Source organism: Variovorax sp. GW460-12-1-14-LB1 (genome assembly GCF_059423605.1).
On the sequence record NZ_JBWKYF010000048.1, the window covers coordinates 1 to 24,034 of the forward strand.

At 67.8% G+C, this 24,034-nt stretch carries 22 protein-coding genes; 17 read left to right on the forward strand and 5 right to left on the reverse strand.

Features of this window, described 5'->3' with window-relative positions:
* Window positions 1-262 precede the first annotated feature (262 nt).
* From tal to AC07Y4_RS22075, 4 genes are all read left to right on the forward strand, one after another.
* Window positions 263-1,219: a transaldolase gene (gene tal / locus AC07Y4_RS22060; protein ID WP_495275107.1), complete on the forward strand. Its 957-nt coding sequence runs from the start codon at window positions 263-265 to the stop codon at window positions 1,217-1,219.
* A gap of 2 nt (window positions 1,220-1,221) precedes the next feature.
* On the forward strand, window positions 1,222-2,775 hold the full coding sequence (gene pgi, locus AC07Y4_RS22065) for a glucose-6-phosphate isomerase (RefSeq protein ID WP_487847998.1): 1,554 nt from the start codon (window positions 1,222-1,224) through the stop codon (window positions 2,773-2,775).
* Window positions 2,776-2,948: 173 nt separating this feature from the next.
* A complete protein-coding gene (locus AC07Y4_RS22070) occupies window positions 2,949-3,281 on the forward strand; it encodes a DUF805 domain-containing protein (protein ID WP_495275108.1) in 333 nt (110 codons plus the stop codon).
* 227 nt (window positions 3,282-3,508) lie between these two features.
* Window positions 3,509-3,841 (forward strand): DUF805 domain-containing protein, encoded by a 333-nt coding sequence (locus AC07Y4_RS22075; protein WP_495275109.1) that lies wholly within the window; start codon window positions 3,509-3,511, stop codon window positions 3,839-3,841.
* A 57-nt stretch (window positions 3,842-3,898) separates the two neighbouring features.
* Here AC07Y4_RS22075 and AC07Y4_RS22080 read toward each other — a convergent pair whose 3' ends face one another.
* Window positions 3,899-4,960: a 4-hydroxythreonine-4-phosphate dehydrogenase PdxA gene (locus tag AC07Y4_RS22080; RefSeq protein WP_495275110.1), complete on the reverse strand. Its 1,062-nt coding sequence runs from the start codon at window positions 4,958-4,960 to the stop codon at window positions 3,899-3,901.
* A 42-nt stretch (window positions 4,961-5,002) separates the two neighbouring features.
* Window positions 5,003-5,983: a Bug family tripartite tricarboxylate transporter substrate binding protein gene (locus AC07Y4_RS22085; RefSeq protein WP_495275111.1), complete on the reverse strand. Its 981-nt coding sequence runs from the start codon at window positions 5,981-5,983 to the stop codon at window positions 5,003-5,005.
* A 93-nt stretch (window positions 5,984-6,076) separates the two neighbouring features.
* Between AC07Y4_RS22085 and AC07Y4_RS22090 the strand changes: the two genes are divergently transcribed.
* The 11 genes from AC07Y4_RS22090 (at window position 6,077) to xylB (ending at window position 17,795) form a co-directional block, all read left to right on the forward strand.
* Complete coding sequence (locus AC07Y4_RS22090) at window positions 6,077-7,012, forward strand: LysR family transcriptional regulator (RefSeq protein ID WP_206167842.1); 936 nt, start codon at window positions 6,077-6,079, stop codon at window positions 7,010-7,012.
* Window positions 7,013-7,195: 183 nt separating this feature from the next.
* A complete protein-coding gene (locus tag AC07Y4_RS22095) occupies window positions 7,196-8,506 on the forward strand; it encodes an ABC transporter substrate-binding protein (protein ID WP_062472668.1) in 1,311 nt (436 codons plus the stop codon).
* A gap of 117 nt (window positions 8,507-8,623) precedes the next feature.
* On the forward strand, window positions 8,624-9,481 hold the full coding sequence (locus AC07Y4_RS22100; RefSeq protein WP_070059984.1) for a carbohydrate ABC transporter permease: 858 nt from the start codon (window positions 8,624-8,626) through the stop codon (window positions 9,479-9,481).
* A gap of 13 nt (window positions 9,482-9,494) precedes the next feature.
* A complete protein-coding gene (locus tag AC07Y4_RS22105; RefSeq protein WP_013539656.1) occupies window positions 9,495-10,319 on the forward strand; it encodes a carbohydrate ABC transporter permease in 825 nt (274 codons plus the stop codon).
* A 17-nt stretch (window positions 10,320-10,336) separates the two neighbouring features.
* Complete coding sequence (locus tag AC07Y4_RS22110; RefSeq protein WP_062472672.1) at window positions 10,337-11,374, forward strand: ABC transporter ATP-binding protein; 1,038 nt, start codon at window positions 10,337-10,339, stop codon at window positions 11,372-11,374.
* A gap of 90 nt (window positions 11,375-11,464) precedes the next feature.
* Entirely contained in the window at window positions 11,465-12,844 is a 1,380-nt protein-coding gene (gene dalD / locus AC07Y4_RS22115) for a D-arabinitol 4-dehydrogenase (protein WP_495275125.1), read from the forward strand.
* Window positions 12,841-13,629: an L-iditol 2-dehydrogenase gene (locus AC07Y4_RS22120; protein ID WP_492679527.1), complete on the forward strand. Its 789-nt coding sequence runs from the start codon at window positions 12,841-12,843 to the stop codon at window positions 13,627-13,629. Before dalD ends, AC07Y4_RS22120 begins: the two co-directional genes overlap by 4 nt.
* A 26-nt stretch (window positions 13,630-13,655) precedes the next feature.
* Window positions 13,656-14,327: a transaldolase family protein gene (locus tag AC07Y4_RS22125; protein WP_495275112.1), complete on the forward strand. Its 672-nt coding sequence runs from the start codon at window positions 13,656-13,658 to the stop codon at window positions 14,325-14,327.
* Between the two features lie 23 nt (window positions 14,328-14,350).
* A complete protein-coding gene (locus AC07Y4_RS22130; RefSeq protein ID WP_095948301.1) occupies window positions 14,351-15,319 on the forward strand; it encodes a carbohydrate kinase family protein in 969 nt (322 codons plus the stop codon).
* Window positions 15,320-15,334: 15 nt separating this feature from the next.
* Window positions 15,335-16,276, forward strand: a complete 942-nt coding sequence (locus tag AC07Y4_RS22135) for an AraC family transcriptional regulator (RefSeq protein ID WP_070059980.1) — start codon at window positions 15,335-15,337, stop codon at window positions 16,274-16,276.
* A gap of 52 nt (window positions 16,277-16,328) precedes the next feature.
* Window positions 16,329-17,795: a xylulokinase gene (gene xylB, locus AC07Y4_RS22140; RefSeq protein ID WP_495275113.1), complete on the forward strand. Its 1,467-nt coding sequence runs from the start codon at window positions 16,329-16,331 to the stop codon at window positions 17,793-17,795.
* A gap of 72 nt (window positions 17,796-17,867) precedes the next feature.
* Here xylB and groL read toward each other — a convergent pair whose 3' ends face one another.
* Together groL and AC07Y4_RS22150 are read right to left on the reverse strand one after the other, a co-directional pair.
* Window positions 17,868-19,523: a chaperonin GroEL gene (gene groL / locus AC07Y4_RS22145; protein ID WP_153280487.1), complete on the reverse strand. Its 1,656-nt coding sequence runs from the start codon at window positions 19,521-19,523 to the stop codon at window positions 17,868-17,870.
* A gap of 56 nt (window positions 19,524-19,579) precedes the next feature.
* Complete coding sequence (locus tag AC07Y4_RS22150) at window positions 19,580-19,870, reverse strand: co-chaperone GroES (RefSeq protein ID WP_056572926.1); 291 nt, start codon at window positions 19,868-19,870, stop codon at window positions 19,580-19,582.
* A 376-nt stretch (window positions 19,871-20,246) separates the two neighbouring features.
* Between AC07Y4_RS22150 and AC07Y4_RS22155 the strand changes: the two genes are divergently transcribed.
* Together AC07Y4_RS22155 and AC07Y4_RS22160 are read left to right on the forward strand one after the other, a co-directional pair.
* The gene (locus AC07Y4_RS22155) at window positions 20,247-20,738 is read left to right on the forward strand and encodes a cupredoxin domain-containing protein (protein ID WP_095743735.1); all 492 of its coding nucleotides are present in this window, start codon (window positions 20,247-20,249) and stop codon (window positions 20,736-20,738) included.
* 155 nt (window positions 20,739-20,893) lie between these two features.
* A complete protein-coding gene (locus tag AC07Y4_RS22160; protein WP_495275114.1) occupies window positions 20,894-23,116 on the forward strand; it encodes a copper-transporting P-type ATPase in 2,223 nt (740 codons plus the stop codon).
* Here AC07Y4_RS22160 and AC07Y4_RS22165 read toward each other — a convergent pair.
* On the reverse strand, window positions 23,097-24,032 hold the full coding sequence (locus AC07Y4_RS22165) for a LysR substrate-binding domain-containing protein (RefSeq protein WP_495275115.1): 936 nt from the start codon (window positions 24,030-24,032) through the stop codon (window positions 23,097-23,099). The genes AC07Y4_RS22160 and AC07Y4_RS22165 overlap by 20 nt on opposite strands.
* Window positions 24,033-24,034 lie beyond the last annotated feature (2 nt).

A 24,034-nucleotide genomic window follows, 5' to 3' on the forward strand; every position in this document is an offset into this window, starting at 1 on the left:
CGTGGGGGGCGAGGGGTCATGAGGGCTCCTGGGGAAAGTCGTTCTCGGCGTGGATGCCGCGTCCCGTTCAGGGTGCCCCCCGCCGCGGCCGGCTGCCGTCAGCCGGGGACCACAGCCCCTGTAGGGCAGGGCGGCCGACAACCCTTCGCGCTGCAGGCCGATGGAGCTTCGCGAAAACCCGTGCTACGGTTCGCATGAAAACATCGACCGCCGCGCAACTGCGTGCAGGACTTGTCACACCCCTCCCCGGATAATTGATTTCATGAACCAACTCGATGCACTCCGCCAGTGGACCACCGTGGTTGCCGACACCGGCGACTTCAAGCAGCTCAGCATTTCCAAGCCGCAGGACGCGACTACCAACCCGTCGCTGATCCTCAAGGCCGTGCAGAAGGCCGAGTACCGGCCGCTGCTCGATGAAACCGTGAAGGCCCACGCCGGCAAGCCGCTCGACGAGGTCATCGACCGCCTGCTGGTGCGCTTCGGCACCGAAATCCTCTCCATCATCCCGGGCCGCGTGTCCACCGAAGTCGACGCCCGCCTGTCGTTCGACACCGCCGCCACCGTGGCCCGCGGCGAGCGCATCGTGGCGCTGTACAAGGTCGAAGGCATCGACACCGAGAAGCGCCTGCTCATCAAGGTCGCCTCCACCTGGGAAGGCATCGAGGCCGCGCGCCTGCTCGAGCAGAAGGGCATCCGCACCAACCTCACGCTGCTGTTCTCGTTCGCGCAGGCCGTGGCCTGCGGCGCGGCCGGCGTGCAGCTCATCTCGCCCTTCGTGGGCCGCATCTACGACTGGTACAAGAAGTCGGCCGGCGCCAAGTGGGACGAAGCCGCCAGCGCGGGCGCCAACGACCCCGGCGTGAAGTCGGTGCGTGAAATCTTCAACTACTACAAGCAGCAGGGCATCAAGACCGAGGTCATGGGCGCGAGCTTCCGCAACGTGGGGCAGATCCAGGCGCTCGCCGGTTGCGACCTGCTGACCATCAGCCCCGAGCTGCTGGCCGAGCTGGCCGCGAGCAACGCGCCGCTCACGCACGCGCTCGACGCCAAGGCTGCCGCGAGCGGCAACGCGGAGAAGGTGAGCTACGACGAAGCCGGCTTCCGCTTCGCGCTCAACGAAGACGCCATGGCCACCGAGAAGCTCGCCGAGGGCATCCGCGCCTTCGCGGCCGACGCCGTGAAGCTCGAAAAGCTCATGCAGGAAAGCGGCAAGTAAACATGACCATGACCCTGCGCTGTGACCGCGCGCCGGCCTGGGCGCAACTGCAGTCCAGCTTCGACACGGCCGGTCGCCAGTTCGACCTTCGCCATGCCTTCGTGGAGGACGCCGGGCGCTTCGCGCGCTTCAGCCAGGAGGCGCCGCACGTCTTCGCCGACCTGTCGAAGAACCTCATCGACGCGCGCACCGAGGCGCTGCTGTTCACGCTGGCGCGCGAATGCGGCCTCGAAGCCCACCGCGACGCCATGTTCGCGGGCGCGCACATCAACAACACCGAAGACCGCGCCGTGCTGCACACGCTGCTGCGCGCGCCGGCCGACGCGGCCACCGGCCGCCAGACGGCCCACGAGTTGCGCGAGGTGCATGCCACGCTCGACGCCATGCTGGCCTACGCCGAGAAGGTGCGCAGCGACCACACGATCACCGACGTGGTCAACATCGGCATCGGCGGCTCCGACCTCGGCCCGCAGATGGCGGTGCTGGCGCTCGCGGAGTTCGTGGCGCCGGGCAAGCGCTTCCACTTCGTCTCGAACGTCGACGGCCATGAACTGGCGGGCGTGCTCAAGGGCCTGGCGCCCGAGCACACGCTGTTCCTGGTCGCCTCCAAGACCTTCACCACGGCCGAGACGATGACGAACGCGCTCTCGGCCAAGCGCTGGTACGAGCAGTCGGGCGGCACTGACATCGCCGGCCATTTCGCCGCGCTCACCACCAACGTCGAGGCCGCGAAGCAGTTCGGCATCGACACCACCTTCGGCTTCTGGGACTGGGTGGGCGGGCGCTACTCGCTGTGGTCGGCCATCGGCCTGCCGATCGCGCTGGCCATCGGCGCCGACGGCTTTCGCCGGCTGCTGGCGGGCGCGCACGCGATGGACGAGCACTTCCGCACCGCGCCGCTCGAGCAGAACCTGCCCGTGCGCCTGGGCCTGCTCGACGCCTGGTACCGCAACTTCCACGGTTTCACGAGCCGCAGCATCGCGCCGTACCACAGCGCCCTGAAGCGCGTGCCGGCCTACCTGCAGCAGCTCGAGATGGAGAGCAACGGCAAGCAGGTCGACGCGAGCGGCGCGCCGCTGGCCTTCGGCACTTCGCCCGTGCTCTGGGGCGAGCCCGGCACCAACGGCCAGCACGCCTACTTCCAGATGCTGCACCAGGGCACCGACGTGATCCCGCTCGAGTTCATGGCGGTGCGCGACGCCTCGCACGACCTCGACGGCCACCACCCCAAGCTGCTGGCCAACGCGCTCGCGCAGGCGCAGGCGCTGATGGTCGGCAAGCTCGACGAAGGCGGCCACAAGAACTTCCCGGGCAACCGGCCGAGCACCTTCTTCGTGTTCGAAAAGCTCACGCCCGAAGCACTGGGCGCCTTCCTCGCGATGTACGAGCACCGCGTGTTCACCAGCGGCGCGCTGTGGGGCATCAACAGCTTCGACCAGTGGGGCGTGGAGCTCGGCAAGGTGCTGGCGCGCGACATCGAGCCGCGCCTGGCCTCGGGCGATGTCTCGGGGCTCGATGCCTCCACGGCCGGCCTGCTGCAGCGGCTGAGCACCTGACGGCGCACGTCACTGCAAGCCTCGCAAGCCTTGGCCAAAGGCTCTATCCACTAGGCCTTTAGGCCATTGGTTTGCAGGGTGGTGGCCGGTTTGGCCGAGTTTGTCGTTGCACAGTGCGCCGATATGATGGCCCCGGGGAAATTTCCCTGGGATTCATCAAGAGGAGCGAGTCAATGGACTTTCAAACAGCGGTCAAGACGTGCATCGCCAAGTACACCGATTTCACGGGTCGTGCGTCGCGTTCCGAGTTCTGGTGGTTTTTTCTGGCCCAGTTCGGGGTGCTCATTATCACCGGCCTGATCCATCAATACGTGTACGTCATCGCAGCGCTGGGCCTGCTTCTGCCCGCACTCGCCGTGGGCGCGCGCCGCCTGCACGACATCGGCAAGAGCGGCTGGTTTTTGCTGCTGTCGATCATCCCGCTGATCAATCTCGTGCTGATCTATTTCTTCGTTCAGCCGACGCAGCCGGAGTCCAACGCCTACGGCGAACCGCCGAGCGCCTGAGCTGCTTTCCTCTCCGACGAGGGCCGCGCAAGCGGCCCTTTTTCTTTGGGCTGCGGCCGACGCTTCGACACACGCTGCATCGCCGAAGTCGCGATGTGGGTCAGCGCACGTTGGGGCGCTGTGCCCGCAGTGGGTTGGCTGGCTTCGAAGGCTTGTGGGCAGGAGCGCGTCGATATGATCTGCCGGGGGAATTTCCCCGGGGACCTGTCAAGAGGAGAGAGTGAATGATGGATTTTCAAACCGCAGTCCAGACGTGCCTGCGCAAGTACGTCGATTTCAGCGGACGGGCGTCGCGGTCGGAATTCTGGTGGTTCGCGTTGGCGCAACTGGTCGTCCTTTTTTCGGCGAACCTGATTCATGAGTTCGTGGGCTTCATCGTGGGGTTGGCGTTGCTGCTGCCCTCGCTGTCTGCGGGGGCGCGCCGCTTGCACGATGTGGACAAGAGCGGATGGTTTCAGTTGCTCTTGATCATTCCGCTCATCAATCTCGTGGTGATCTTTTTCTGGGTCGGGCGGTCGCAGCCCGAGGCCAATAGCTACGGCGAGCCGCCGAGCGCCTGAGCTTATTTTTTCGAAGGGCCGCACGCGCGGCCCTTTTTCTTTGGGGCGCCAGGTGGCTCAGGCCACTGCCGCCTCGACGGACACAGGCGCCGGCGCGCCGCTTGCCATCCGCACGCACAGGTCGAAAGCCTGCTGCAGCCCTTCGATCTGCGCCACGCCCTGGCCGGCGATGTCGAAGGCGCTGCCGCTGGCCGAGGTGGCCACGGGCACGGGCAGGCCGCCATGCAAGGTCACGCCCTGCTCGAAGCCCATGAGCTTCATCGCGATCTGGCCCTGATCGTGATACATCGACACCACCGCATCGACGTCGCCGCGCCGCGCGCCGATGAACACGGTGTCCGGCGAGAACGGGCCGCGCGCGTCGTGGCCTTCGGCGCGCAGCTGTTCGATGGCGGGCGCGATGATCTCGATCTCTTCCATGCCGATCGAGCCGCCGTCGCCTGCGTGCGGGTTGAGGCCGGTCACGGCGATGCGCGGGTGTGCCACGCCGGCGCGGCGCAGTGCCGACGCGATGATCTTCACGGCGTCGCGCACGCCCTCCACCGTGATGTGCCGTGCCACGTCCTTCAGCGGAATGTGCGAGGTCACGCGCGAGGTCCACAGCGAGCCGGTGAGGTTGAACTCGCAGACGAAGCCGGTGACCGCGAAGCGCTCCTGCATGTAGCGCAGCTCGTCCTCGTGCACGAGGCCGCCCAGGCGCAGTGAATGCTTGTTGAGCGGCGCGAAGAGGATCGCGTCGGCCTGGCCGTTTCGCACGGCCTGCGTGGCCAGCTCCAGTGCTTCGAACGAGGCCCGGCCCGAGCGCTCGTTCGACTCGCCGAGCACCGGTTCCTCGCCCGCCATCCAGTCGCGCACGAGGAGGCTCGGACGGCCGTCCTCGAAGCGCAGGCTGTCGAGGGTGTTCACCTGCAGCGGCGCCAGCTTCGCGCCCGCCACGCGCTCGCCCGCGGCCAGCACGACGGGGTCGGCGATCAGCAGCACACGCGCGGCGTCGAGGTTGCGCTGGCGCGCGAGCAGCTTCACGGCCATCTCGGGGCCGACGCCGCTGGGGTCGCCCAGCAACACGGCGATGCGGGGTTTGGCGGAGGTCACGCGCGGAGTTGTCGAGGGGGTAGACATGGTCGGCAATGGAGGTGGAGAAAAGAGAAAGAAGGGACGGCCTCACTCGGCCTTGATGCGCGCGTCGCGCACGAGCCGGCCGTAGTGGTCGAACTCCTGCCGGTTCATCGCCGCGAAAGGTTCGCCGGTCAGCGTGCCGGGCTCACCGCCCAGGGCCTTGATGCGCGACTGCACGTCCGCCAGGCCCATCGTGCGCGTGAGTTCGGCGCTCAGCCGCTCGACGGCGGCGCGCGGCGTGCCGGCCGTCACGTACAGGCCGTACCAGGTCGACACGTCGGCGCCCTTGACGCCTTGCTCGGCGAGCGTCGGCACGTCGGGCAGCTCGGGCGAGCGCTGCGGCGCGCTCACGGCCAGCGCGCGGAACTTGCCGGCGCGGATCTGGCCCATGGCCGACGAGGTGCTGTCGAACATCATCTCGACCTCGCCCGAGATGATGTCGATGTGCGCCTGCGAGCTGCCCTTGTAGGGCACATGGATCGAGGTCATGCCCGTGGCCAGGTTGAAGGCTTCGCCGCCGACGTGCTGCGTGCTGCCGATGCCCGACGACGCGTACTTGAAGCCGCCGGGCTTCGCGGCCATCGCGGCCAGCAGGTCCTTCACCGACCGGTAGGGTGAGTTGGCCGACACCACCAGCACGTTGGGCATCACGGCCACGAGGCCGATGGGTTGCAGGTCTTTCAGCGGGTCGTACTTGAGCTTGAGGATGTGCGGCGCCACGGCCTGCGCCGTGTTGGTGGCCAGCAGCAGCGTGGCGCCGTCGGCCGGCGCGCGGGCCGTGAGTTCGCCGGCGATGGTGTTCGATGCGCCGGGGCGGTTCTCCACCGTCACGGGCTGCTTGAGCACGGGCGCGAACTTGTCGGCCAGCACGCGCGCGAGGATGTCGGTGCCGCCGCCGGGCGAGGCGCCGACCAGGATGCGCAGCGGCTTGTCGGGGTAGGCCGGCTGCGCACCCGCGCTCAGGCAGGCGGCCAGCGCCAGGAGCGCCGCCAGGCCGGCACCGCGGGCCAGGGGAAAGAGGGTCATCGCGTCGTCTCCTGCTTGTTGTGGGCCCGAGCCTACGGAGCTTCTGGCGCGCGATCCAATCGAAAAAGGCCGAAGCTCCATATACTTTTGTGCATGAAACCCGGCCTCACCGACGCCTCGCTGATGCTGCATGTGAGGCCGCGCCAGCTGCTTTTGCTGGCCCGGCTCGATGCGCATCGCCACCTCGGCCGCGCGGCCGAGGCCATGAACATCAGCCAGCCCGCGGCCACCAAGCTGCTGCAGCAGCTGGAGGAGTCGCTGGGCGAACAGCTCTTCGAGCGCCTGGCGCGCGGCATGGCGCCCACGCCCTACGGCGAGATCCTGATCCGCTACGCCCACCGCGTGCTCAGCGACTTCGGCACCGCCCGCGAGGAAATGCTCGCGCTGCGTTCCGGCCTGAGCGGTGCGCTGCGCGTGGGCAGCGTGCCGGGTGCGGTGCCCGAGCTGCTGGCGCCGGCGCTGGTGGCGTACCACCTGCGCCATCCGCAGGTGGCCGTGTCGGTGGTGGTCGAGACCAGCGACCTGATGCAGGCGCAGCTGGAGCAAGGCGACGTCGACCTCGTGCTGGGCCGCCTCACCGACGGCCACGACGAGGCCAAGTACGCGAGCGTGCCGCTGCTGGGCGAGTCGCAGGTGGTCGTGGTGCGCGCCGCGCACCCGGTGTTCGAGCGCACGGCCACGGTCACGCTGGCCGAGATGGCGACCTGGTCATGGGTGCTGCAGCCGCCGGGCTCGCCGCAGCGCGGGCGCTTCGAGGCCGCGATGCGCGAGGCGGGCATCCAGGCGCGGCTGGACATCATCGAAACGGCATCGCCCATCGCGATCACGGCGCTGCTGGAGAACTCCGACATGGCCGCCGTCATGCCGGCCTCGCAGGCCAACCATTACGGCCGGCTGGGCGTGCTGCGCACGGTGCCGGTCGAGCTGCCGGTGCGGGTGCCGCCGATCTGCCTCATCACCCGCGAGGACCGACCGCTGTCGCCGGCCGCCGCGCAGTTCCGGCGCCAGCTGTTGGGTGGGCACGCGTGACGGGCGAGAACTTCAGTCGGACGTTTTTCCATCCTGAATTGCGTTAACTAGGGATTTCACTAGCCAACTGGTGCAAGAGAGTACTGGTTGGGCCGCTCGAAATACCAAAATCGCAAGCGCGTTTCTCCAGAATCCGGGCACGGCGACCACGATACCGAGGCGTCGCTCACCCAAGGAGACACCATGAAGCGCTTTCTGAAAGCGGGCCTCGCCCTCGCACTCATCGGCACGGGCCTTGTGTCCCACGCCGCCACCGAACTCGTGATCGCGACCGTCAACAACGGCCACATGATCGAGATGCAGAAGCTCACGCCCTTCTTCGAAAAAGCGAACCCCGACATCAAGCTCAAGTGGGTCACGCTGGAAGAAGGCACGCTGCGCCAGCGCGTGACCACCGACATCGCCACCAAGGGCGGCCAGTTCGACGTGATGACCATCGGCCTGTACGAGGCGCCGATCTGGTCGAAGAAGGGCTGGCTGCAGCCCATCGCCACCGATGCCGCCTACGACGCCGACGACCTGCTGCCCGCCATCCGCGCCGGCCTGTCGCACGAAGGCAAGCTGTACGCCGCGCCGTTCTACGGCGAGAGCTCGATGCTCATGTACCGCAAGGACCTGGCCGACAAGGTTGGCTTCAAGATGCCCGAGCAGCCCACCTGGGCGCAGGTGAAGGAGCTGGCCGGCAAGATCCATGACCCCAAGGGCGGCCTGTACGGCATGTGCCTGCGCGGCAAGCCGGGCTGGGGCGACAACATGGCCTTCCTGACCACGCTGGTCAACACGAACGGCGGCCAGTGGTTCGACATGCAGTGGAAGCCGCAGATCGACACCAAGCCCTGGAAGGACGCGATCGGCTTCTACGTCGACCTCATGAAGGCCTACGGCCCGCCGGGCGCCTCGGCCAACAGCTTCAACGAGAACCTGGCGCTCTTCAACGAAGGCAAGTGCGGCATGTGGGTCGACGCGACCATCGCCGCTTCGTTCATCAGCGACCCCAAGCAGTCGAAGGTGGCCGACAAGGTGGCTTTCGCACAGGCCCCCGTCGCCGTGACGCCCAAGGGCGCGAACTGGCTGTGGACCTGGAACCTGGCCATTCCCGCCAGCTCGACCAAGGGCGCCGCCGCACAGACCTTCGTGAAGTGGGCGACCTCCAAGGAGTACGTCAACCTCGTCGCCAAGGAACACGGCTGGGGAACGGTGCCCACCGGCACGCGCAAGTCGACCTACGCGAACCCCGAGTTCCAGAAGGTCGCCAAGTTTGCCGCCGCCGAGAAGAAGGCCATCGACAGCGCCAACCTCAGCGACAGCACCTTGCCCAAGTCGCCGTACGTCGGCGTGCAGTACGCGGCCATTCCCGAGTTCCAGGCCATCGGCGTGGCGGTGGGCCAGCAGATGAGCGCGGCGCTGTCGGGCAAGGTCACGGTCGACCAGGCGCTGAAGACTTCGCAGCTCGCAGCCGAGCGCGAGATGAAGAAAGCCGGGTATTACAAGTAAACCCCCAGGCTGCGCGCACTTCGTGTCGCTACGCCAACCCCCTTGCAGGGGGCACTGCCAGCGGACCGGCAAAGCCGGACCCGCGGCAGTCCTGACCTAAAGCCCAGGGACCAGAACATGAAAAGACTCCTGCCCCGCGCCCTCATGGCGCCCGCCGTGCTCACGCTCTTCCTGTGGATGATCGTGCCGCTGCTGATGACGTTGTACTTCTCCTTCGTGAACTACAACCTCATGCAGCCCGGCGAACGCACGTTCGCGGGCATCGAGAACTTTCACTACTTCGTCACCGACCCCGACTTCTGGCCGGCCACGTGGAACACGCTGTTGCTCATCGGGAGCGTCATCGTCATCACCGTGGTGTTCGGCGTGCTGCTTGCGCTCCTGGTGAACGAGCCCTTCCCGGGCCGCGGCATCGTGCGCGTGCTGCTGATCTCGCCCTTCTTCGTCATGCCCGCAGTGAACGCGCTGCTGTGGAAGCACATGATGATGAACCCCATCTACGGCATCCTGGCCGACGTGTGGCGCTTCTTCGGCGCGCAGCCGGTCGACTGGCTCACCGACGTGCCGCTGTTCTCCGTGATCATCATGGTGGCGTGGCAGTGGCTGCCTTTCGCCTGCCTGATCTTCATCACCTCGCTGCAGTCGCTCGACCGCGAACAGATGGAAGCGGCGCGCATGGACGGCGCCAGTTCATTTCAGCGCTTCTTCTATCTCACCATTCCGCACCTGGGCCGCCCGATGGCCGTGGTGATCATGATCGAGATGATCTTCCTGCTCAGCGTGTTCGCCGAGATCGCCATCACCACCAATGGCGGCCCGGGCAACGAGAGCACGAACATGACCTACATGATCTTCAAGCAGTCGCTCATGAACTTCGACGTGGGCGTGGCCTCCGCGGGTGCGCTGTTCGCGGTGGTGCTGGCGAACATCGTCGCGGTGTTCCTGATCCGCATCATCGGCAAGAACCTCGACTGAAGAAGGAACGACCATGCAACCCAGCAACTTCCTTCCCCAGCTGCTGCGCACCGTCGGTGCGTGGGCCGTGGCACTGCTTCTGTTCTTCCCGCTCGGCTGGTTGTTCCTCACGGCCTTCAAGACGGAGCTGCAGGCCATTCACGTGCCGCCGTTGTTCATCTTCGAACCCACGCTCGACAACTTCGGCGAAGTGCAGCGCCGCAGCGACTACCTGCTGTATGCGCGCAACTCGCTGATCACCAGCCTGGGCTCGACGATCCTCGGCCTGTTGATCGCGGCGCCGGCTGCGTACTCGATGGCGTTCTTCCGCACGAAGAAGACGCGCGACATCCTCATGTGGATGCTCTCCACCAAGATGATGCCGGCCGTCGGTGCGCTGGTGCCGATCTACGTGCTCGCGCAGACCGCGGGCATGCTGGATTCGCTCACCGCGCTCACCATCGTGTTCACGCTGTCGAACCTGCCGATCATGGTGTGGATGCTCTACAGCGCCTACAAGGACATTCCGAACGAGATCCTCGAAGCCGCACGCATGGACGGCGCGAGCCTGTGGACCGAGTTCCGCCACGTCGTGATGCCGCTGTCGGTGGGCGGGCTCGCATCGACCGGCCTCCTGTGCCTAGTGCTGAGCTGGAATGAAGCCTTCTGGGCATTGAACCTCACCTCCGCCAAGGCCGGCACGCTGGCCACGCTCATCGCCTCGTACTCCAGCCCCGAGGGCCTGTTCTGGGCCAAGTTGTCGGCCGCCTCGCTGATGGCCATCGCGCCCATCGTCGTGTTCGGCTGGTTCAGCCAGAAGCAACTGGTGCAAGGCCTGACCTTCGGCGCCGTCAAGTAAAGAAAGGGAGACATCTCATGGCCTACCTCGAACTCAAGAACATCAAGAAGAGCTTTGGCGACGTCCACATCATCAAGGGCGTCGACCTGCAGATCCAGAAGGGCGAGTTCATCGTCTTCGTCGGGCCTTCGGGCTGCGGCAAGTCGACGCTGCTGCGGCTGATCGCGGGGCTCGAACCGATCACCAGCGGCAACCTGCTGCTCGACAGCAAGGACATCACCTGGACGCCTTCGGGCAAGCGCGACCTGGCGATGGTGTTCCAGAGCTACGCGCTGTACCCGCACATGAGCGTGTACGACAACATGTCCTTCGCGCTGAAGCTCGCGGGCGTGGCCAAGGACGAGATCAGGACCAAGGTCGAGTACGCGGCCAAGACGCTGAACCTCACGCAGTACCTGGACCGCACGCCGAAAGATTTGTCGGGCGGCCAGCGCCAGCGCGTGGCCATCGGCCGTGCGATCGTGCGTGCGCCCAAGGTGTTCCTCTTCGACGAGCCGCTGTCGAACCTCGATGCGGCGCTGCGCGGCAACACGCGCGTCGAGATCCACAAGCTGCACCGCGCACTGGGGGCGACCACCATCTACGTCACGCACGACCAGGTCGAGGCCATGACGCTGGCCGACCGCGTGGTGGTGCTGAAGGACGGGCTCATCGAGCAGGTCGGCACGCCGCTGGAGCTGTACGACCGACCCGCCAACCAGTTCGTCGCGCAGTTCATCGGCATGCCGTCGATGAACATGGTGGCGGCGAGCGCCATCCCGAGTTTTTCCGCCGCGACCGGCGGGCGCCTGCCGAGCGACGGCTTCCTGGGCGTGCGCCCCGAAGGCCTGCGCGTGCATCCGAAGCAGGGCGCGGCCGCCGGCGTGCCGGGCCGCGTCGAGCTCATCGAGGCGCTGGGCGCCGACACGCTGATCCACGTGGACGTGGGTGGCGTGCCGCTCATCGCGCGCCAGAACGAACGCACGCCGCTGCAGGCCGGCGACGACGTGGCGGTCGAGCTCGACCCGTCCGTGCTGCACCTGTTCAGCCGCGAAGGCCGCGCTGTCGCCGCCTGATCCGACGACCCTCACTTTCAACGGACCTTCCCCGTGACCCTCGCAGCAGCGGGCCTCGTGCCCACCCCACCGGCGCCTTCGGAATTCACGGTGCTTCACCTCGGCCTCGGCTCGTTCCATCGCGCCCACCAGGCCGTCTACCTGCAGCGGCTGATCGATGCGGGCGACACCCGCTGGTCGCTGTCGGGCGCCAACATCCGGCCCGACATGGCCGAGGTGGTCGCGGCGTTGCAGGCCCAGGGCGGACGCTACACGCTCGAGACCGTGTCGCCGGCGGGCGAGTACCGCTACGAGCAGATCGAAGCGATCCGCGAGGTGCTGCCGTACGAGCCCTCGCTGGCCCCGGTGATCGCACGCGGCGCCGCGCCGTCCACGCGCATCGTCTCCTTCACCGTGACCGAGGCGGGCTACTACCTCGACACCAAGGGCAAGCTCGACCTGTCGTTCACCGACCTCGCGGCTGACATCGAACGCGCGCGGCGCGGCGAGGCCGGTGAGACGATTTACGGCGCGGTCTGCGCGATCCTGCGGGCACGGCGCGCCGCGCAGGCGGACCCCGTGACGCTGCTGAACTGCGACAACCTGCGCCACAACGGTGACCGCTTTCGCGCGGGCCTGCTCGAGTTCATCGCACTCGTCGGCGACGCGCCGCTGCAGGCCTGGGTCGATGCCAACACCCGCTGCCCGAACGCGATGGTCGACCGCATCACGCCGCGCCCGCCGCCCGAGCTGCGCGCGCGCGTGCGCGCCGCCACGGGCCGCGACGACGGCGCGGCGGTCACGGGCGAGAGCTTCATCCAGTGGGTGATCGAGGACGACTTCATCGCCGGCCGGCCCGACTGGGGGCGCGTGGGCGTGGAGCTGGTCGAATCGGTGCAGCCCTACGAAGAGGCCAAGATCCGCATCCTCAACGCCACGCACAGCTGCATCGCCTGGGCCGGCACGCTGGCGGGGCTGGGCTTCATCCACGAAGGCACGCACGACGCGGCCATCCGCCGGATGGCCTTCGACTACGTGACCGACGACGTCATCCCGTGCCTGAGCCCGAGCCCGATCGACCTCGCGGCCTACCGCGACGTGGTGCTCGACCGCTTCGGCAACCCCGCGATCCGCGACACCAACCAGCGCGTGGCGGCCGACGGCTTCTCGAAGATCCCGGGCTTCATCGCGCCGACCGTGCGCGAGCGGCTCGCGGCCGGGCAGGGCATCGACAGCGTGGCGATGCTGCCCGCACTGTTCCTCGCGTTCCTGCAGCGCTGGCACCGGGGCGCGCTGCCCTACGCCTACCAGGACCAGAGCATGGACGATGCTGCCGCGCACGCCATCTGCGACGCGGCCGACCCCGTGGCGGCGCTGTGCGCCGATGCCGGGCTGTGGGGCAGCCTCGCGGGCGATGCGCGGCTGGTCGATGCGGTGCGTCGTGCCGGCGAGCGCGTGGCCCGCTTCATCAAAGAGAAGGCCGCGCCATGAGCGGCCGCCTGCAGGACCGCCATGTGCTGCTGACTGGTGCCGGCGGCGGCATCGGCCTGGCGGTCGCCGAGGCCTGCATCGCCGAGGGCGCGCGCTGCAGCGTGATCGACCGCGCGACCGCCGCGCCCGAGGCCGTGCGCGCGCTGCAGCAAGCCCACCCCGACACGCTCGCCTACATCGCGGCCGACGTGACCGACACGCAGGCCATCGCGCACATGCTGGCCGAGGCGCAGGTCGCCTTCGGCCCCATCCACACGCTGTTCAACAACGCCGCCGTGTTCGACCTCGCGCCGCTGCTCGACAGCGACGAGGCCTCGTTCGACCGGCTCTTCGCCGTCAACGTGAAAGGCATGTTCTTCGTGATGCAGGCCGTGCTGCGCCACATGGTCGAGGCCGGCACGCCGGGCGCGTCGGTCATCAACATGGCCTCGCAGGCCGGGCGTCGCGGCGAGGCGCTGGTGTCGCACTACTGCGCGACCAAGGCGGCCGTCATCAGCTACACGCAGAGCGCCGCGCTGGCCATGGCGCCGCACGGCATCCGCGTCAACGGCATCGCCCCCGGTGTGGTCGACACGCCGATGTGGGACCATGTCGACAGCCTGTTTGCCAAAGCCGAAGGGCTGGCGCCGGGCGAGAAGAAGCGGCGTGTCGGCCTCGCCGTGCCGCTCGGGCGCATGGGCGTGCCGGGCGACATTGCCGGGGCGGCGGTGTTTCTCGCCAGCGACGAGGCGCGCTACATCACGGCGCAGACCCTCAATGTCGACGGCGGCAATGTCATGAGCTGAACCCCACCTTCCTTCCGCATTTCTGCATGAACGACGACTTCCACCTGTACCTCGACAGCGCCGACCTGGCCGAGCTGCAGGCCTGCCTGCCGCACCCGGTGGTGCACGGCGTGACGACCAACCCGACGCTGCTGCAACGCGCCGGCGTCGGGCGTGCCGATGTGCCAGGCCTACTGAAACGTTGCATCGACCTGGGCGCGCGCCAGGTGCAGGCCCAGGTGTATTCGAGCGAGGTCGGCGGCATGCTGGAAGACGCCACCGTCCTGCTGCCGCAGTTCGACCCCGGCCAGCTCGTCATCAAGATTCCAGCCACGCGCCAGGGCCTGGACGCGGGTGCGCGGCTCATCGCCCAGGGCGTGCCTGTGACGTGGACCGCCGTGTACGCGCCCGAGCAGGCGCACTTCGCCGCGCAGCTGGGCGCGGCCTATGCGGCGCCGTACCTCGGCCGGCTCGAAGACGCCGGCATCGACGGGCTGGCGCTCATCGCGCAGATGCAGTCGCTGGTGGCGCAACGGCCTTCGCCGGGTACGCGGCTGCTGGTGGCGAGCATCCGTTCGCGCGCGGCCTACCTGGCGCTGCTGGGGTTGGGCGTGGGCGCCATCACCATCCCGCCGCGCCTCTTTGCCGAGCTGCTCGACCATCCCGCCACCCTGGCTGCCGAAGCGGGTTTCCTGGCCGACGCCCGCGCCTTGCCCTGACAGAAGAAGAAAATCCAAGCACCATGCGCATTGCACTCACGGGCGAGGCCCTGATCGATTTCACCGCCGGCGAAGGCGGCACTCTGGCGTTCCTCGGCCATGAAGGCGGCTCGCCGCTGAACACGGCCGTGGCCTGCGCGCGGCTGGGGCAGCCGACCGGTTTTCTCACGCAGCTTTCGACCGACCTGTTCGGCGAGCGGCTGATGGCTTTTCTCGAACGCAACGGCGTCGACACCCGGCTCATCCTGCGCAGCGACGCACCGTCGACGCTGGCGTTCGTGGAGCGCACGCCGCAGACCAACCGCTACGCCTTCTACACGCGCGGCAGCGCCGACGCCACCTGGGCGCCCGAGCCGCTGCCGCAGCTGCCGGCGGAATGCCGCTTCCTGCACTTCGGCTCGATCTCGCTGCTGCAGGAGCCGGCGTCGTCGCGCATCGCCGACCTCGTGGCCGCCCACACGGGGCGCTGCGTGATCGTGTTCGATCCCAACGTGCGGCCCAGCCTGATCCCGGACATGGCCGCCTACCGCGCCCGCGTCACCGAGTGGTTCGCGATGGCCGACCTGGTCAAGCTCAGCGACGAAGACGCCGCGCTGCTCGCTCCCGGGCGGCCGGTCGATGCGCTCGCGGCCGAGTGCCTCACGGCCGGCGCGCGCGCCGTGGTCGTCACGCGCGGCGGTGCCGGTGCCACGCTGTGGCGCACCGGCAGCGCGCCGCTCACCGTGGCCGCGCCGCGCGTCGAGGTGGTCGACACCATCGGCGCGGGCGACACCTTCACCGCCGGGCTGTCCGTGGCGCTGCTGGCGCATGGCGTCGAGCATCCGGCGCAACTGGCCGAACTGGGCGACGACGCCTGGCGCGCGGTGATGCGCTTTGCCGCCACCGCCGCGGCCCTGAACTGCACCCGCGAGGGCGCCGATCCACCGACGCTGGAAGCCGTTCGCACGGCGCTTTCGCAGGAAGACAACGAGGCCGTCGCTTCCCGGCCCTGATCGATCCGTGCCGCCATGACCACGACCACCCGCAAACGCGCGATCCCTCGCCAACGCCAACCCGAGCTGGAGCGCGATTTCGCGCGCTCCCCGTCGCTGGGCTACGAGGCACCGGAAGAAACCGGCCTGGTGCGCTGCCTCGCGCACGGCTTTCCGAGCCCGCTGGTGCGATGGCACTTCCATGAAGACTACGAGCTGCACCTGATCACCGAGACCTCGGGCAAGGCCTTCATCGGCGACTGGATCGGCCCGTTCCAGCCCGGCCACCTCGTGCTGTGCGGGCCGCGCCTGCCGCACAACTGGATCTCGCTCGACGTACCCGAAGAAGGCGCCGCCGGGCGCGACCGCGTGATCCAGTTCCGCCACGAGCCCATCGAGCGCGCGGCCGCCGAGATTCCCGAGCTGCGCGACGTGATGCCGCTGCTCGATCGCGCGCGCCACGGCATCGAGTTCTTCGGCATGTCGGAACAGGCGCTGGCGCACTGGGACGCCATCAAGGCCGCGCGCGGCGTGCGCCGCCTGGGCCTGTTCTGCGAGTTCATGGCCGACCTGGCGCAGTGCACCGACTACCGGCTGCTGTCGAGCGTGCAGATGCAGGGCGTGCAGGGCAGCGACGGCGATGCGCAGGTCGACCAGATCAACGACATCGTGAACCGCATCACCAACAACATGACCGACTCGATCTCGATGTCGGACGTGGCCGCCGAGCTGGGCATGAGCGAGAGTCGCTTCAGCCGCTTCTTCCGCCGCTCGACGGGCAACAGCTTCACCGACTTCGTGAACCGCGTGCGCATCAACAGCGCCTGCCACCTGCTGATGCAGACCGACCACTACGTGACCGACATCTGCTACCAGGTGGGCTTCAACAACGTGGCGAACTTCAACCGGCGCTTTCTCGAAATCAAGGGCATGACACCGAGCGAGTTCAGGCGCCAGGCCGACACGCGCTTCGGCTGATTTCTTTCAAGGCGAACGCGCCCGCTCCGAAGGCGCCATCAGGGAGACCATCTTGTATCTGGGACTCGACCTCGGCACGTCCGAGCTCAAGGCATTGCTGCTCGCGGACGATCACCGCATCGTCGGCGTGGCACGCGCACCGCTCACGGTCGACCGGCCGCAGCCGCTGTGGTCCGAGCAGGCGCCTGCCCAATGGTGGCAGGCGCTCGAGGCGGTCATGGCCGAGTTGCGCACCACGCATGCCGAGGCGCTGGCGCAGGTGCGCGCCATCGGCCTGTCGGGCCAGATGCACGGTGCCACGCTGTTCGATGCGGCGGGCGACGTGCTGCGCCCGGCCATCCTCTGGAACGACGGCCGCAGCGGTGCGCAGTGCGAGGCGCTCACGCGCGCCGTGCCGCGCCTGGGCGAGATCGCGGGCAACCTCGCGATGCCCGGCTTCACCGCGCCCAAGCTGCTGTGGGTGCGCGAGCACGAGCCCGAGGTCTTCGCCCGCGTGGCGCGCGTGCTGCTGCCCAAGGACTGGCTGCGCTTCATGCTCAGCGGCGAGGCGGTCAGCGAGATGTCCGACGCGGCCGGCACGCTGTGGCTCGACGTGGGCGCGCGCGACTGGTCCGACGAACTGCTCGCCGCCACGGGGCTCACGCGCGATCACATGCCGCGGCTGGTCGAGGGCAGCGAAGTCTCCGCGCTGCTCAAGCCGGAACTGGCGGCGCGCTGGGGGCTGCGCGAGGGCGTGAAGATCGCCGGCGGCGCGGGCGACAACGCCGCCAGCGCGGTCGGCATGGGGCTCGTGGAGCCGGGGCAGGGCTTCGTCTCGCTCGGCACCTCGGGCGTGGTGTTCGTCTCGACCGACCGCTTCCTGCCGAACCCCGCGCAGGCGATGCACGCCTTCTGCCACGCGCTGCCCAGGCGCTGGCACCAGATGTCGGTGATGCTCTCGGCCGCCAGCGCGGTGAGCTGGGCGGCGAAGACCTTCAAGTTCGCGGACGAGGCGGCGTTGCTCGAGGCGGCGGCGTCGGTTGCGTTGGCGGACCGGGCGCGCTGCCCGCTGTTCCTGCCGTACCTGTCGGGCGAACGCTCGCCGCACAACAACCCGAATGCGCAGGGCACGTTGTTCGGCCTGACGCATGCACAAGGCCCCGCAGAGATCGCCTATGCCGTGGTCGAGGGCGTGAGCTTCGGCTTGCGCGATGGCTTCGACACGCTGCGCCTGCCGGCCGACATGCCGCTGCGCGAGGTCGCGCTCGTGGGGGGCGGTGCGCGCAGTGTGTGGTGGGGGCAGTTGCTGGCCGACATCTTCCAGGTGTCGCTCACGCTCTATGCAGGCAGCGAGACGGGCGGTGCGCTCGGTGCGGCGCGGCTGGCGTGGCTGGCCGATGGCGGTGCTGTGGCCGAGGTGTGCACGCTGCCGCCGGTGAAGCAGACGCTGACGCCTTCATCCGAAGGCGCTGGCGCACACAAGACGCGTCATGCGCGTTTTCAGGTGCTCTACATGGCGCTGCGCGACCAGTTCCGCTGAACCTTCCGCGCAAAGAAAAAGGGCCGCTTGCGCGGCCCTTTTTGCGTTGGTGAGCAGAGCTCAGCCGGGCAATTACATGCCCATGCCGCCCATGCCGCCCATGCCACCCATGTCGGGCATGCCGCCGCCGCCAGCGCCGGACTCGTCCTTGGGTGCGTCAGCAACCATGGCTTCGGTCGTCAGCAGCAGCGAGGACACCGAAGCGGCGTTCTGCAGTGCGGTGCGGGTGACCTTCGTCGGGTCCAGGATGCCCAGCTCGAGCATGTCGCCGTACGTGTCGTTCGCAGCGTTGAAGCCGTAGTTGCCCTTGCCGGCCAACACAGCGTTCACCACCACCGAGGCTTCGCCGCCGGCGTTGTTCACGATTTCGCGCAGGGGGGCTTCGATGGCCTTCAGCACCAGCTTGATGCCGGCTTCTTGATCAGCGTTGTCGCCCTTGACCGAGTCGCCCACAGCTTGCTTGGCACGCAGCAGAGCCACGCCGCCACCAGCCACAACGCCTTCTTCCACTGCAGCGCGGGTGGCGTGCAGGGCGTCTTCGACGCGAGCCTTCTTTTCCTTCATTTCGACTTCGGTGGCAGCGCCAACCTTGATCACTGCCACGCCGCCGGCCAGCTTGGCCACGCGCTCTTGCAGCTTCTCACGGTCGTAGTCGCTGGTCGCTTCTTCGATCTGAACGCGAACTTGCTTCACGCGGGCTTCGATGTCACCAGCAGCGCCAGCGCCGTCGATGATGATCGTGTTTTCCTTGCCCACTTCGATGCGCTTGGCTTGACCCAGGTCGGCCAGCGTCACCTTTTCGAGCGTCAGGCCCACTTCTTCAGCGATGACCTTGCCGCCCGTCAGGATGGCGATGTCTTCCAGCATGGCCTTGCGGCGGTCGCCGAAGCCAGGAGCCTTCACAGCCACAACCTTCAGGATGCCGCGGATCGTGTTCACGACCAAGGTCGCCAGGGCTTCGCCTTCGACTTCTTCGGCAATGATCAGCAGCGGACGGCCCGCCTTGGCGACTTGCTCCAGCACCGGCAGCAGGTCACGGATGTTGCTGATCTTCTTGTCGAACAGCAGCACGAAGGGGTTGTCGAGCAGCGCCGATTGCTTCTCGGGGTTGTTGATGAAGTAGGGCGACAGGTAGCCGCGGTCGAACTGCATGCCTTCGACGACGTCGAGTTCGCTGTCCAGCGACTTGCCGTCTTCCACGGTGATCACGCCTTCCTTGCCGACCTTGTCCATCGCGTCAGCGATGAGCTTGCCGATGGTTTCGTCGCTGTTGGCCGAGATGGAGCCGACTTGCGCGATTTCCTTGGAGGTGGTGGTGGGCTTGGAAGCCTTCTTCAGCTCGGCGACCAGGGCCGTGACAGCCTTGTCGATGCCGCGCTTCAGGTCCATCGGGTTCATGCCGGCAGCCACCAGCTTGAAACCTTCGCGAACGATGGCTTGTGCCAGGACCGTGGCGGTCGTGGTGCCGTCACCAGCGTTGTCGCTGGTCTTGGAGGCCACTTCCTTCACGAGCTGGGCGCCCATGTTCTGCAGCTTGTCCTTGAGTTCGATTTCCTTGGCCACGGACACACCGTCCTTGGTCACGGTGGGGGCGCCGAACGAACGCTCGAGCACCACGTTGCGGCCCTTGGGGCCCAGGGTCACTTTGACTGCGTTGGCCAGGATGTTGACACCCTCGACCATGCGTGCGCGGGCTTCGCCGCCGAAGACTACGTCTTTTGCTGCCATGATGAATTAACTCCGAATGGATTGAATTTGGATGGGATCGAAAGAGAGGAGAAGAATTACTTCTCGACGACTGCGAACAGGTCGTCTTCCTTCATCACGAGCAGTTCGTCGCCATCGACCTTGACGGTCTGGCCGCTGTACTTGCCGAACAGGACGCGGTCGCCGACCTTGACGGTCAGTGCGGCCAGTTCGCCCTTGTCGTTGCGCTTGCCCGGGCCCACGGCCAGGACTTCACCCTGATCGGGCTTTTCGGCGGCTGCGTCGGGGATGACGATGCCGGAGGCGGTCTTGGTTTCGCTGTCAACACGCTTGACGATCACGCGATCGGCCAAAGGACGAAGTTTCATTGCATCTCCTGGAAGGGTAAGAAACGGGTTTGTTTGTGGTCGGGCGCCGGAGAAACCGGCGACCTGTCGACTGGATGGGAGGGTTGTTAGCACTCGTCAGCAGCGAGTGCTAATCATAAGGGCATTCGATGACCTTTCAAGGGCGGCGCCCTTGCCGCCGTTTGGCACCGCCGTGCTTTTCCGGGGAAACACCGGGTGGCCGGGTGCCACCGGGCGGGACGTCTTGGGATATTTTGCCCGGGCAAAATAAGGCGATTCCCATGTCGCCGACGCAAGAGGTCGGGCGCGCAGATTGCCTTTTTGTAATCCGGGTGATCGGTGGTGGACGGGCTTGGCTTCCTAGAGTCGCGGCATCCCGGCAACCTCCAAGGACACCATGACACACACCTTCCGCAACACCGTTTTCGCTGCAGGGGCTGCACTGGCCGCTGCCGGTGCTTTCGCCTCGGGCACCCACGCCGGTGGCCACGGCCACGATGCCGAAGCCGCCGTCGGCAAGCCCGGCGTGGCCGCCAAGGTGACGCGCACGGTCCAGGTCGACATGACGGACTCGATGCGCTTCACGCCGGCGGACATCAAGGTCAAGCAGGGGGAGACGGTGCGCTTCGTCGTCAAGAACTCCGGTGTCCTGAAGCACGAGCTCGTGCTCGGGACCGAGAAGGCGCTGCTGGCGCACTACGAGGCCATGAAGAAGAACCCCGAGATGGAGCACGCCGATCCGAACATGGTCACGCTGGCCGCGGGCAAGACCGGCGAGATCGTCTGGCAGTTCACCCAGGCCGGCAAGGTCGACTTCGGCTGCCTGCAACCGGGCCACTACGACGCCGGAATGAAGGGCGCGGTGCTGGTGGGCAAGGCCGGCAAGTGAGCGTCCTGCGCACGCGTCTTTCACGCGCCGGCCGCCATGCCGGCGCTTTTTCTTCCAGGGTATCGCGCGACAGGGCTTGACCTTCACATCGTGTCAACCTGGACACTGATCGCTTCCCCCTCAAGGGCTTCCCCCTTTCCTGTCGGAGAACGCGAATGAACGACACGTCCACCAGGCACGCAGGACACCCCCACGGTCATCACGGCCACCACGATCACCACGCATCGCACGGGCATGCGCCCGCGGACCCTGCGCAGCCCGCTGCGCAAGGCACGGTCTACACCTGCCCCATGCACCCGGAGATCCGGCAGGACCACCCGGGCAACTGCCCCAAGTGCGGCATGACGCTGGGGCCCGAGATGCCGACCCTCGACGAGGGCGAAGATCCCGAGCTGAAAGACTTCAAGCGGCGCTTCTTCTGGACGCTGCCGCTCAGCGTTGTCGTCACCGTGCTCGCCATGGCCGGCCACCGCCTGCAGTGGTTCGAGATGGGCACGCAAAGCTGGATCGAGCTCGTGCTCACTGTTCCCATAGTGCTGTGGGCCGGCTGGCCGTTCTTTGTGCGCGCGGTGCAGTCGGTGGCGAACCGCAGCCCGAACATGTGGACCCTGATCGGCCTGGGCACGGCCGCCGCCTTTGCCTACAGCGTCGTGGCCACGGTGGCGCCGGGCGTGTTCCCCGCGTCGTTCGTGTCGATGGGGCGCGTGTCGGTCTACTTCGAGGCGGCGGCGGTGATCATTTCGCTCACCCTGCTGGGCCAGATCCTCGAGCTCAAGGCGCGCTCGCAAACCTCCGCGGCCATCAAGTCGCTGCTGGGGCTCGCGCCCAAGACGGCGCGCCGGATCGGCGCCGACGGCACCGAGGAAGACGTGCCCATCGGCCACGTGCATGTGGGCGACAAGCTGCGCGTGCGCCCCGGTGAAAAGGTGCCGGTGGACGGCGTGGTGATCGAAGGCGGCAGCGCGGTCGACGAGTCGATGCTCACCGGCGAGCCGCTGCCCGTGACCAAGCGCGTGGGCGACAAGCTCATCGGCGCGACGCTCAACACCAACGGCGCCCTCGTCATGCAGTCGGAAAAGGTCGGCTCGCAGACCGTGCTCGCGAGCATCGTGCAGATGGTGGCGCAAGCCCAGCGCTCGCGCGCGCCGATGCAGCGGATGGCCGACCAGGTCGCCGGCTACTTCGTGATGACGGTGATCGCCATCGCGGTGCTGACCTTCTTCGCCTGGGGGTTCTTCGGGCCGCAGCCCAGCTTGGTCTACGGCCTCATCAATGCCGTGGCGGTGCTCATCATTGCCTGCCCCTGTGCGCTCGGCCTTGCGACGCCGATGTCGATCATGGTGGCCACCGGCAAGGCGGCCACGCAGGGCGTGCTGTTCCGCGATGCCGCCGCGATCGAGAACTTCCGCAAGGTCGATGCGCTCATCGTCGACAAGACCGGCACCCTGACGGAAGGCCGCCCGCAGTTCGAGCGCGCGGTGCCTGCGCCCGGCTTCACCGCCGACGAGGTGCTGCGCCTGGCCGCCAGCCTGGACCAGGGCAGCGAGCACCCGCTGGCCGACGCCATCGTGCGGGCGGCGCGCGAGCGCCAGCTGGCGCTGGACACGCCCGAGGGTTTCGAATCCAGCAGCGGCATCGGCGTGAGCGGCGCCGTGGCCGGCCGGAAGCTGGCGCTGGGCAACACGGCGCTCATGGAACAGCTGCGCGTGCGGGTCGACGACCTCAAGCCGCAGGCCGAGGCCCTGCGGGCCGAGGGCGCGAGCGTCATGTTCCTGGCGGTGGACGGCCAGGCGGCCGGGCTGCTCGCGGTGTCGGACCCGATCAAGCCGACCACGCTGGAGGCGCTGGCCGCGCTCAAGGCTTCGGGCCTGCGCGTCATCATGGCCACGGGCGACGGGCTGACCACCGCCCGGGCCGTCGCCGCGAAGCTGGGCATCGACGAGGTGCACGGCGAAGTGAAGCCCGCCGACAAGCTCGCGCTGGTCGACAGGCTGCAGCGCGAGGGCCGCATCGTCGCGATGGCCGGCGACGGCATCAACGACGCGCCCGCGCTCGCCAAGGCCGACGTCGGCGTGGCGATGGGCACCGGCACCGATGTCGCGATGAACAGCGCCCAGGTGACGCTGGTCAAGGGCGACCTGCGCGGCATCGCGCAGGCGCGCGTCATCTCCGAGCAGACGATCGCCAACATGAAGCAGAACCTGGGCTTCGCCTTCCTCTACAACGCGTTGGGCGTGCCGCTGGCCGCGGGCGTGCTGTTCCCGTTCACGGGCTGGCTGCTGTCGCCGATGATCGCGGCGCTGGCGATGAGCCTGAGCTCGGCGTCGGTGATCACCAATGCCTTGCGCCTGCGCGGCGCTACCTGGCGCGAGGCTTGAGAAGGCCCGCCAGGGCCTTCTGGTCTTCGGCCAGCTGGATGCGCATGAGCTGGAGCACGCGCACCGCCAGGCCGGACAGCGGCTGTCCCGGCGGCAGCACCAGCATGCCCGCGAAGGACACCTCCAGCGACAGCGGGCGCACGGCCAGGCCGCGCTGTGCGTACTCCAGCGCGGTGACCGGGTTGACGACGCCGATGCCCATGCCGCTCAGGGCCATCTCGCACACGCTGGCCGCATAAGGGGTCTCGACCAGCACGCTCAATGCGACGTTGCGGTCCGCCAGCGCCCGCTCCAGGCGGCGCCGGGAGGCATCTTCCGGGTTGAGCGCGAGGAAGGGCTCTTCGGCGAGTTGATGCGGCTGGATGGTCCTGGCGCGGGCCAGCCGGTGCTTGGCATGCATCACCACCACGCCCGGAAAGCGCGCGAATTCGGAGTGCTCCAGGCCGGTCGTCGGCATCTCGTCGGCCATCAGCCCGAAGTCGACCTGGCGCCCCAGCACGGCCTCGTGCACCTCCCGCGAACTGAGCACCTGCAGCGAAATCTGCGGGCGGGCGTCGGCGTCGCCGCGCTCGGCCACCAGCCGCGACAGCACCCGCGGCACGAAGCTCAGGCCGAAGGCCGGGTACACCGCCATGCGCAGCGTGTTGACGCCGAAGCGCTTGAGGCTGCGCATGCGGTGCTCGATGCTGCTCAAGCCCACGAAGACGCGCTCGACCTCGACCAGCAATGCCTGTGCTTCGGGCGTGGGGTGCAGGCGGCCGCGCAGCCGGCGGAACAGGGGAAAGCCCGCGGCTTCCTCCAGCCTGCGCAGCGACTGGCTGATGGCCGGCTGCGTCACGCCCAGCAGCGCCGCCGCCTTGCTCGCGGAGCCCACGGACATCACGGAACGGAACACCTCGATCTCTCGGAGCAACATAT

What these genes read in the sequence shown, in the direction of transcription:
- AC07Y4_RS22130 (WP_095948301.1), top strand. Translation starts at nt 14,351, where the DNA reads ATGCGCATTGCACTCACGGGCGAGGCCCTGATCGATTTCACCGCCGGC.
- AC07Y4_RS22075 (WP_495275109.1), top strand. Translation starts at nt 3,509, where the DNA reads ATGGATTTTCAAACCGCAGTCCAGACGTGCCTGCGCAAGTACGTCGAT.
- AC07Y4_RS22165 (WP_495275115.1), bottom strand. Translation starts at nt 24,032, where the DNA reads ATGTTGCTCCGAGAGATCGAGGTGTTCCGTTCCGTGATGTCCGTGGGC.
- AC07Y4_RS22095 (WP_062472668.1), top strand. Translation starts at nt 7,196, where the DNA reads ATGAAGCGCTTTCTGAAAGCGGGCCTCGCCCTCGCACTCATCGGCACG.
- AC07Y4_RS22160 (WP_495275114.1), top strand. Translation starts at nt 20,894, where the DNA reads ATGAACGACACGTCCACCAGGCACGCAGGACACCCCCACGGTCATCAC.
- AC07Y4_RS22110 (WP_062472672.1), top strand. Translation starts at nt 10,337, where the DNA reads ATGGCCTACCTCGAACTCAAGAACATCAAGAAGAGCTTTGGCGACGTC.
- AC07Y4_RS22125 (WP_495275112.1), top strand. Translation starts at nt 13,656, where the DNA reads ATGAACGACGACTTCCACCTGTACCTCGACAGCGCCGACCTGGCCGAG.
- AC07Y4_RS22150 (WP_056572926.1), bottom strand. Translation starts at nt 19,870, where the DNA reads ATGAAACTTCGTCCTTTGGCCGATCGCGTGATCGTCAAGCGTGTTGAC.
- AC07Y4_RS22135 (WP_070059980.1), top strand. Translation starts at nt 15,335, where the DNA reads ATGACCACGACCACCCGCAAACGCGCGATCCCTCGCCAACGCCAACCC.
- AC07Y4_RS22080 (WP_495275110.1), bottom strand. Translation starts at nt 4,960, where the DNA reads ATGTCTACCCCCTCGACAACTCCGCGCGTGACCTCCGCCAAACCCCGC.
- tal (WP_495275107.1), top strand. Translation starts at nt 263, where the DNA reads ATGAACCAACTCGATGCACTCCGCCAGTGGACCACCGTGGTTGCCGAC.
- AC07Y4_RS22070 (WP_495275108.1), top strand. Translation starts at nt 2,949, where the DNA reads ATGGACTTTCAAACAGCGGTCAAGACGTGCATCGCCAAGTACACCGAT.
- groL (WP_153280487.1), bottom strand. Translation starts at nt 19,523, where the DNA reads ATGGCAGCAAAAGACGTAGTCTTCGGCGGCGAAGCCCGCGCACGCATG.
- pgi (WP_487847998.1), top strand. Translation starts at nt 1,222, where the DNA reads ATGACCATGACCCTGCGCTGTGACCGCGCGCCGGCCTGGGCGCAACTG.
- AC07Y4_RS22100 (WP_070059984.1), top strand. Translation starts at nt 8,624, where the DNA reads ATGAAAAGACTCCTGCCCCGCGCCCTCATGGCGCCCGCCGTGCTCACG.
- AC07Y4_RS22090 (WP_206167842.1), top strand. Translation starts at nt 6,077, where the DNA reads ATGAAACCCGGCCTCACCGACGCCTCGCTGATGCTGCATGTGAGGCCG.
- AC07Y4_RS22120 (WP_492679527.1), top strand. Translation starts at nt 12,841, where the DNA reads ATGAGCGGCCGCCTGCAGGACCGCCATGTGCTGCTGACTGGTGCCGGC.
- AC07Y4_RS22105 (WP_013539656.1), top strand. Translation starts at nt 9,495, where the DNA reads ATGCAACCCAGCAACTTCCTTCCCCAGCTGCTGCGCACCGTCGGTGCG.
- AC07Y4_RS22155 (WP_095743735.1), top strand. Translation starts at nt 20,247, where the DNA reads ATGACACACACCTTCCGCAACACCGTTTTCGCTGCAGGGGCTGCACTG.
- AC07Y4_RS22085 (WP_495275111.1), bottom strand. Translation starts at nt 5,983, where the DNA reads ATGACCCTCTTTCCCCTGGCCCGCGGTGCCGGCCTGGCGGCGCTCCTG.